This window comes from Coprococcus intestinihominis, assembly GCF_040096555.1.
Lineage (GTDB): Bacteria > Bacillota > Clostridia > Lachnospirales > Lachnospiraceae > Coprococcus_A > Coprococcus_A intestinihominis.
Map to the genome: position 1 here is coordinate 1 of NZ_JBBMEK010000168.1, position 7,357 is coordinate 7,357.

The 7,357-nt window shown below is 40.2% G+C and carries 9 protein-coding genes; all 9 read right to left on the minus strand.

Going from position 1 to position 7,357, the window contains the following annotated elements; all coding sequences use genetic code 11:
* Positions 1-198: 198 nt before the first annotated feature.
* Positions 199-621, minus strand: coding sequence for a hypothetical protein (locus WMO25_RS12315; RefSeq protein WP_256166810.1), 423 nt, complete (start codon positions 619-621; stop codon positions 199-201).
* 48 nt (positions 622-669) lie between these two features.
* A complete protein-coding gene (acpP, locus tag WMO25_RS12320) occupies positions 670-903 on the minus strand; it encodes an acyl carrier protein (RefSeq protein ID WP_349085535.1) in 234 nt (77 codons plus the stop codon).
* Positions 904-928: 25 nt separating this feature from the next.
* Positions 929-1,195, minus strand: a complete 267-nt coding sequence (locus WMO25_RS12325; protein ID WP_349085536.1) for an HPr family phosphocarrier protein — start codon at positions 1,193-1,195, stop codon at positions 929-931.
* A gap of 158 nt (positions 1,196-1,353) precedes the next feature.
* The gene (locus WMO25_RS12330; protein ID WP_349085538.1) at positions 1,354-1,749 is read right to left on the minus strand and encodes a zinc ribbon domain-containing protein; all 396 of its coding nucleotides are present in this window, start codon (positions 1,747-1,749) and stop codon (positions 1,354-1,356) included.
* Positions 1,750-1,959: 210 nt separating this feature from the next.
* Positions 1,960-2,943 (minus strand): electron transfer flavoprotein subunit alpha/FixB family protein, encoded by a 984-nt coding sequence (locus WMO25_RS12335; protein ID WP_349085539.1) that lies wholly within the window; start codon positions 2,941-2,943, stop codon positions 1,960-1,962.
* A gap of 17 nt (positions 2,944-2,960) precedes the next feature.
* A complete protein-coding gene (locus tag WMO25_RS12340) occupies positions 2,961-3,764 on the minus strand; it encodes an electron transfer flavoprotein subunit beta/FixA family protein (protein ID WP_250797362.1) in 804 nt (267 codons plus the stop codon).
* A 152-nt stretch (positions 3,765-3,916) separates the two neighbouring features.
* Positions 3,917-5,080: an acyl-CoA dehydrogenase gene (locus WMO25_RS12345; RefSeq protein WP_349085540.1), complete on the minus strand. Its 1,164-nt coding sequence runs from the start codon at positions 5,078-5,080 to the stop codon at positions 3,917-3,919.
* A 130-nt stretch (positions 5,081-5,210) separates the two neighbouring features.
* On the minus strand, positions 5,211-6,656 hold the full coding sequence (locus WMO25_RS12350) for an FAD-binding oxidoreductase (protein WP_349085541.1): 1,446 nt from the start codon (positions 6,654-6,656) through the stop codon (positions 5,211-5,213).
* 248 nt (positions 6,657-6,904) lie between these two features.
* Positions 6,905-7,357 (minus strand): FadR/GntR family transcriptional regulator (locus WMO25_RS12355; RefSeq protein ID WP_349085542.1); only part of this gene is annotated, 453 nt, incomplete at its 5' end.

Consider the following 7,357-nt stretch of genomic DNA (forward strand, 5'->3'; position numbering starts at 1 on the left):
TTTCACTGACAATTATCCTAACACACAGGGTTATTTACATTCTATGAATTAGATTATACCATTTCTGAATAACACTATGTGGCTTTTATGTTCATTTAAACTATGATTTTTTTTCATAATTCAAATTTTAGAAAAGCAAAGCCCGAAAGCTCTGCCCTTCTCTCTGTTTTACTTGTCCTCTAAATATTTCGGCCATTCTTACTCAGATAAAGATTCATAAACAGATTCGATTTCTGTCTCCGTACTGCTCTCCGACTCTGTCGACTGCATCGCAGCTTTCTGCTTGGCTACTGCAGCATCCACCTGACGCTGACGCACTTCAGCAATCTTGCCGTCAGGAACGACATAGCATAAAAGAACAAATCCAATCGCACCGACGGCGAAGCGGATATTCCTGTTCATTGGTTCTTTCCCCATCTTCTCTAATACTATATCCGGGAATGGTGTGATAAAGACCGCCAAAAACGCACTGAGGATTGCCGGAAGAATCATCTTCATGGAAATACTGGCTATAAGGAAACTGCAAAGTACAAATTCAACCAGTATAAAGAAAAAATTAACACCTTTTTTCTTCTCATTCTTTGTGTCGTTTTTTGCATTCATGGTGCTGTTCTTACTCATTCTACTTTTTCTCCTATCAGTCCTTAATTCTCTGTCGTAGCACAAAAACTAAGCTTCGATATTCACACTCTTCAAATAATCAATAACTTTTCCAATTGTTGTCAGGTTCTCCAACTCTTCCGCAGGAATTTCAATATTGTATTCTTCTTCAAGATTTGTTACAAGTTCAAATAAATCCAGAGAATCCGCACCAAGATCTTCTTTAAAAGACGTGGCCTCTGTGATCTCATCCTCATTCACACCAAGTTCTTCTGCTAAAAGTGCCTTAATCTTCTCTAACATCTTCATTCTCCTTTATCAATGATATTTATTGTTTGAGCGTTGAATCCTGCAATACGGTCGCTATACCATCCAATGCAGTCTGCTCATCTGGACCGTCACATTCAACACTGACAATATCCCCGCATTGAATACCGCTGGCAACAAGATTCAGGATACTGGCTGTATTAATCACATGGTACCCGAATATGATCCTTGAATCTGCCTTAAAACCATTCGCTGTATGCGAAATAATTCCTGCCGGTCTGATATGCATCCCACAAGGAATTGCAACCTTAACCTTCCTTTCAACCATATTCAATCATCCCTCCGTACAAATAGGATAGTCTATCTTCACTCCTATCAAAATAAAAACCTACTGTATATAAAAAATATACAACAGATTTATTATACCATCTTTTTCAGTTAAAAACATCTTATTTTTCAAAAAAATTACAAAAGAATTGAATATTATCAGCTCTTTTTTATGAAAGATGTCCTGCATTTCGGGCATGTAATACGGATCTTCCCTTTTCCCTTAGGGATGCGGATCTTCTGCTTGCACTGAGGACACGTATAAATATGAAAATTCCTGCGCTGAGCAGCATAATATTTCTGTTTGCAGAACTTGTTCAAAATCATATCTTTCTTCTGCAAAAACTTCATATTCTCCTCATATCGCTTATTGATATTCCGGGAAAATACTCTGACATAAGCGAGAATCAGCAGTACCAATGTCAATGTATAAAACAATGACTGCCGCGTAATGATCTCAAGCACCATACTGATAATTGCCACTATAAAAATAAATTGATTCAGCTGGTCATTGCCATAGCGACCGGCCATGAATCGCTGCATACGTTCTTTCATGAAATACCTTCTTTCATTATCATTCTCCTGCACACCTTATCACAGATATAAAACATTGCTTATTTGCTATACTACCGCAAAATAGCTCCCAGGTCAATGAAAGAAATCTATAATATTTATAAACAAAGTATAACCTATCCCATCCGCTAAGAATCCGCGTAAAAAAGGGCTGATACCAAAGTATCAGCCCAAGAAAAATCAATCAACAGATTATTTGTTTTTCTTGAATTCTTCAATCATGATGTCGAGAACTTCCATAGCACCGCCAACGATACCTACATCTGCAACATCAAAGATTGGAGCATCTTCATCTTTGTTGACAGCAACAATATAACCGGAACCGATCATACCGGATACATGCTGTGTAGCACCGGAAATACCAAATGCAAAGTATACCTTTGGTGCTACGATCTTACCTGACTGGCCAACCTGATGTGCACGGCTGATCCAACCAGATTCCATAGCAGGTCTTGTACAACCAACAACACCACCAAGGATATCTGCCAGTTCCTGTAATTTGTCGAAGTTTTCTTTGCTGCCCATACCACGGCCACCTGCAACGATAACTTCTGCTTCTTCCAGGTTAACGGATTCAGCGATTTCTTTTACAGTTTCTTTGATCTGAAGTTTAATCTGATCATCAGCAACTGTGATTGCTTTCTTAGCGATATCACCAGCTTTGCCAGCTTCTGGCTCAAGCTTAGCTACAGAACCGCCACGGATAGAAGCAACCTGAGGTCTAACGCTGTCAATAACAACATCTGTCAGAATATTGCCACCGTATGCAGGTACTGTAAATACAACATTACCAGCTGCATCTAATTTAACAGCTGTTGCGTCACAAACTGAACCTGTAGCCAGTTTAGCAGCAATTCTAGGAACTAAATCTTTACCTTTGCCTGTAGCGCCTGTAAAGATAGCAGCAGGTTTAACTTCTGCAGCGATCTGAGCTACAGCATCTGCAACTGCATCTGCATTGTAACCTTCAAACTGAGCACCTTCAATAACGATTGCGCTGTCTGCGCCATATTCAATTGCTGTCTTTGCAGCATTTTCACAAACTGTAACAGCAATAACCTTGCCGCCATTTACTACTGATTTAGCAGCAGCAATATTTTCAAGGCTGACATTAACCGGTTTGCCTTCGTCAAGCTCTAATACAACAAGAATGTCTTTATATTCTGCGAAATCCATTGTAATTCCTCCTTAAATTAAAGTACTTTTGCTTCTGCAATCATAGCAAGCGCACGCATTGTAGAATCAGCAACAGTTTCTTCCTGAATCTTAACACCAGCCTGTTTCTTAGGTGGCTCGTATAATTTAAGGACTTTTGTCAGAGAGCCTGCTTCGCCAATCTTAGCTGCATCTACTGCTAAATCCGCAGCTGTCACTTCATTGATTGTAGCTTTTCTTGCAGCCATCTTTGTCTTAATTGTTGGGTATCTTGGATCGTAATCTGGTTTCTGAATTGTTACAACACATGGTGTAGTCATTTCAATTACATTGTAGCCAGTTTCTGTTTCCTGTTTAACAGTAACGCCGCCTTCAGCAGGGTCAACAGCAATAACATCTGTTGCAACACCAACGCCGAGTTCTGAAGCGAGCTGAACACCAACCATACCTTTAGAGAAATCTGTAGCTTCTTTACCACAGAATACAATATCAAATTTAGCGCCATTGATTTCTTCAATCTTAGCTACTGCCTTTGAAAGGATATAAGCCTTAGCTGTTGTATCGGAACCTGCGAAAGAAGCATCCTTAATCAGGAAAGCTTTGCCGGCACCAACAGCAAGACATGCTCTTAAAGCAGCTGTTGCATCGTCGTCACCGATTGTAGCGACTGTAACATTACCGCCATTGTCCTCGATATATCTTTTAGCCATTTCCAGTGCATATGTATCAAATGCATTAACAACAGCTTCAACACCATCAAGTTTTGGTGCGCCTGTTGCAGGATCAAGCTTAATTTCAACGGAATCATCTGGAACCTGTTTAATCAAAACTAATATTTCCATAATTGTTATCCACTCCTCATTCTTTATAGCACAACTGGTGTGTAGTTGCCTGCACACCAGCCATGTGAAAATCTTATATTTTTCCTAAATGAATCTTAATCACAGGAATCCTCAGAATTTATCTTTTAATTGACAGGTATTAGGCCTGAAAATTATTTTGTAGCACCTAACCAGCCAGCGATAACCATACGCTGAACTTCACTTGTACCTTCATAAATTTCTGTGATCTTAGCATCACGCATATGACGCTCGAATGGATATTCACGAGAGTAACCATTACCACCAACGAGCTGTACACAACGACGAGCTACATCTGAAGCTGTTTCAGAAGCAACTAACTTAGCCATAGCTGCTAAGTGGCTGTGTGGTTCGCCATCCTGTTTAGCCTGAGCTGCACGGTAAACAAGCAGACGAGCTGCATCTACTTTAGCCTGCATATCAGCTAACTGGAACTGTGTATTCTGGAATTTCCAGATTGGTTTGCCAAACTGTACACGTTCTTTTGTATAAGCAACAGTTTCGTTGATTGCACCCTGAGCAATACCGATAGCCTGAGCAGCGATACCGATACGACCACCATCAAGTGTTGTCATAGCAATCTTGAAGCCTTTACCCTGTTCGCCAAGAAGGTTTTCCTTAGGAACGATACAGTTATCGAAGTACAGTGAGCATGTTGATGAGCCACGGATACCCATCTTCATTTCATGACCCTGAACTGAGAAGCCCTCGAAACCTTTTTCGATGATGAATGCGGAGATATCTTTGTTTGTGTATGGTTTTTCTTTGTAGTCATCTCTGTAAACCATAGCGAATACTACGAAGATATCAGCATACTGAGCGTTTGTGATGAATACCTTGGAACCGTTAAGTACCCAATGATCACCTTCATCTTTAGCAACTGTCTTCTGCATAGCAGCATCTGTACCAGCACCTGGCTCTGTTAAACCGAAAGCACCTAACTTCTCACCTGAAGCAAGAGCTGTAAGGTATTTCTGTTTCTGTTCTTCTGTACCGTATTTGTAAATAGGCCAGCTGCAAAGAGACTCATGAGCGGATAATACAACAGATGTTGTAGCACAATGAACAGCCAGTTCCTCGCAAACTGCGATGTAAGAAAGGTAGCTAAGGCCAGCACCGCCGTATTCTTCTGGGAAATACATACCCATCATACCCATTTCAGCAAGACCATTACGTGCTTCCATAGGGAATTTTTCTTCCTCATCAATTTCATGAGCTCTTGGAGCTACTTCCTTGACTGCATAGTCGTGTAACATGTCGAGAATTTCCTGTTCTTCTTCATTAAAGTGAAAATTCATTACTATCCCTCCTAATGATTTAAAAGTAATTTATTTGTTATGTATATAAGTTGCCTCAACTGCCTTAATACGCGCAGAATTATGTAAAAGTATTAACGCTTTCTTATAATCTACACTCAATATATAATAATTACAGTTTGTAGCAAACTTTACCAGGGTTAAGAATCATCTTAGGGTCAAAGACTCTCTTGATGTCTTCCATGAGTTTCATCTGTGTTGGTCCAACAGATTTAGCAAGGTAATCAAGTTTACCGGAACCAATTGCATGTTCACCGGATACAAGACCGCCTACTCTTGTAGCTTCAGCATAGATATCATCAAAGAATTCATCTGCTTTAGCCTTGAAATCTGCAACAGAAATCTTATCATCACCAATGATGTAGATATGAAGGTTACCATCGCCTGCATGACCGAAGGATTCGATTCTAAGACCGAATTTCTCGCCTACGCCATATACATATTCAACGTATGGAGCAATCTTGTCCAGAGGAACAACAACGTCACATTCGTCGAGCATTTCGAGACCATCTTTCCAGTTTGTCTCAGCTTTGATAGCTTCCAGGAATGAGCTTCTTGCAGCCCATGCATCTTTGATCTTTGCTGGTGTATCAGCAACAAGAACATCGATTGCGTCAGCTTCAAGAGCGATTTCAGAAGCTTCTTCAATAATATTATCAAGTTCATCCTTTGTCTTGCCATCAAATGTAACAAGCAGATAAGCGCCAGCTTCTACGCCATCAATCTTCTGTGGATATACACTCTTGCCGATATATCTTTCAGAAGCCTGAACGATAGCTTTCTCCATGAATTCAAGTGCCTGAGGATCCAGACCGTTCTTCTTAAACTGAGGAACTGTACCAATACAATCTTCCAATGTTTCAAAAGGAATAACCAAGCTGATAACTTCCTTAGGGGCTGGGATAATCTTTAATGTCAGTTCTGTGATGATACCTAATGTACCTTCGGAACCAATCATAAGGTTCAACAGGGAGTAACCTGAAGATGTCTTGGATACTGTACTACCAAAACGTGTAACTTCACCTGTTGGTAAAACAACTTCCATAGCGCGAACATAATCTCTTGTAGCGCCGTATTTACATGCTCTCATACCACCGGCATTAGTAGAAACGTTACCACCTAATGTAGCAAACTTTTCGCCTGGATCTGGTGGGTACATAAGGCCTTTGCTTACGCAGTCTTCAGCAAGGTCATTCAGAAGGACACCACACTGAACCTTAACTACGAAGTTGTTCAGGTCATATTCAAGAATCTTGTTCATCTTAGTTGTATTAATAACAATACCACCGGCGATTGGAACACAGGCACCTACAAGGCCTGTACCTGCACCTCTGGCTGTTACAGGAATGTTGTTATCATAAGCAATCTTCATTGTAGCTGCAATCTCTTCTGTAGAAGCTGCATCAACTACTAATTCAGGCATTGCCTTACCATAAATAGACATCTCGTCGTGAGAAAAGTCTTCGTTGATATCTGCGCCTGTATACACTCTGTTAGGAGCAACAACAGCTTTGATCTGCTCAACGATTTCCGGAGTCACTTTGCTATACTCACTCATTTTTACTTCCTCCTACTTTATTAAAATGGGCACAAGATTTTGTACCATTGGCCCTACCACTTACGTCTATTATTATAGAATATTATTCCAGATTTGTCTAGTGAATTTTATTAATTTTGTCCTCCTTTTTGTGATTTTATATTCCTATTCCATATAATTTACACATTTCTTACTTATCAATTGCTGTGAACATGTCGGTTTCACTATACTTTTTGAAAGATTCCTTCATCTAAGGTGACGAAGCGATTTTATCCGTCAATATATTCATAAATATACTCAAAATGAACTTTCAATGCCTGCATCCCCTTCTCCATGTTCTTCTCCCTAAGTGCTTCCACCATTTCCCTGTGGGCCGCCATCAAACCTTCACTGTTGCTTCCGTCACTCAGAATCTTGGCTCGCATATCCTTAATGAAGACATCCATGACTGCTGTCAGTGCCTGAAGATTGTCAATAATAAACCGATTCCCTGATGCAGCTGTAATTGTATAATGAATCTTCTTGTCATAATAAGCCTTCATATCTTCTTCCGGTGTTTTCTCAAGCATGGACATATAATACTCAATGTCCGCCAGTTGCTTTTGGGAGATATGTTCCATAGCCAATGCCAGTGCCTGTGTCTCCAATGCATATCGAAATTCACTGATTTCTCTGAATGTTCCCTCCTCAAGGATAAACATCAGCGTCATCACCTCAATCAG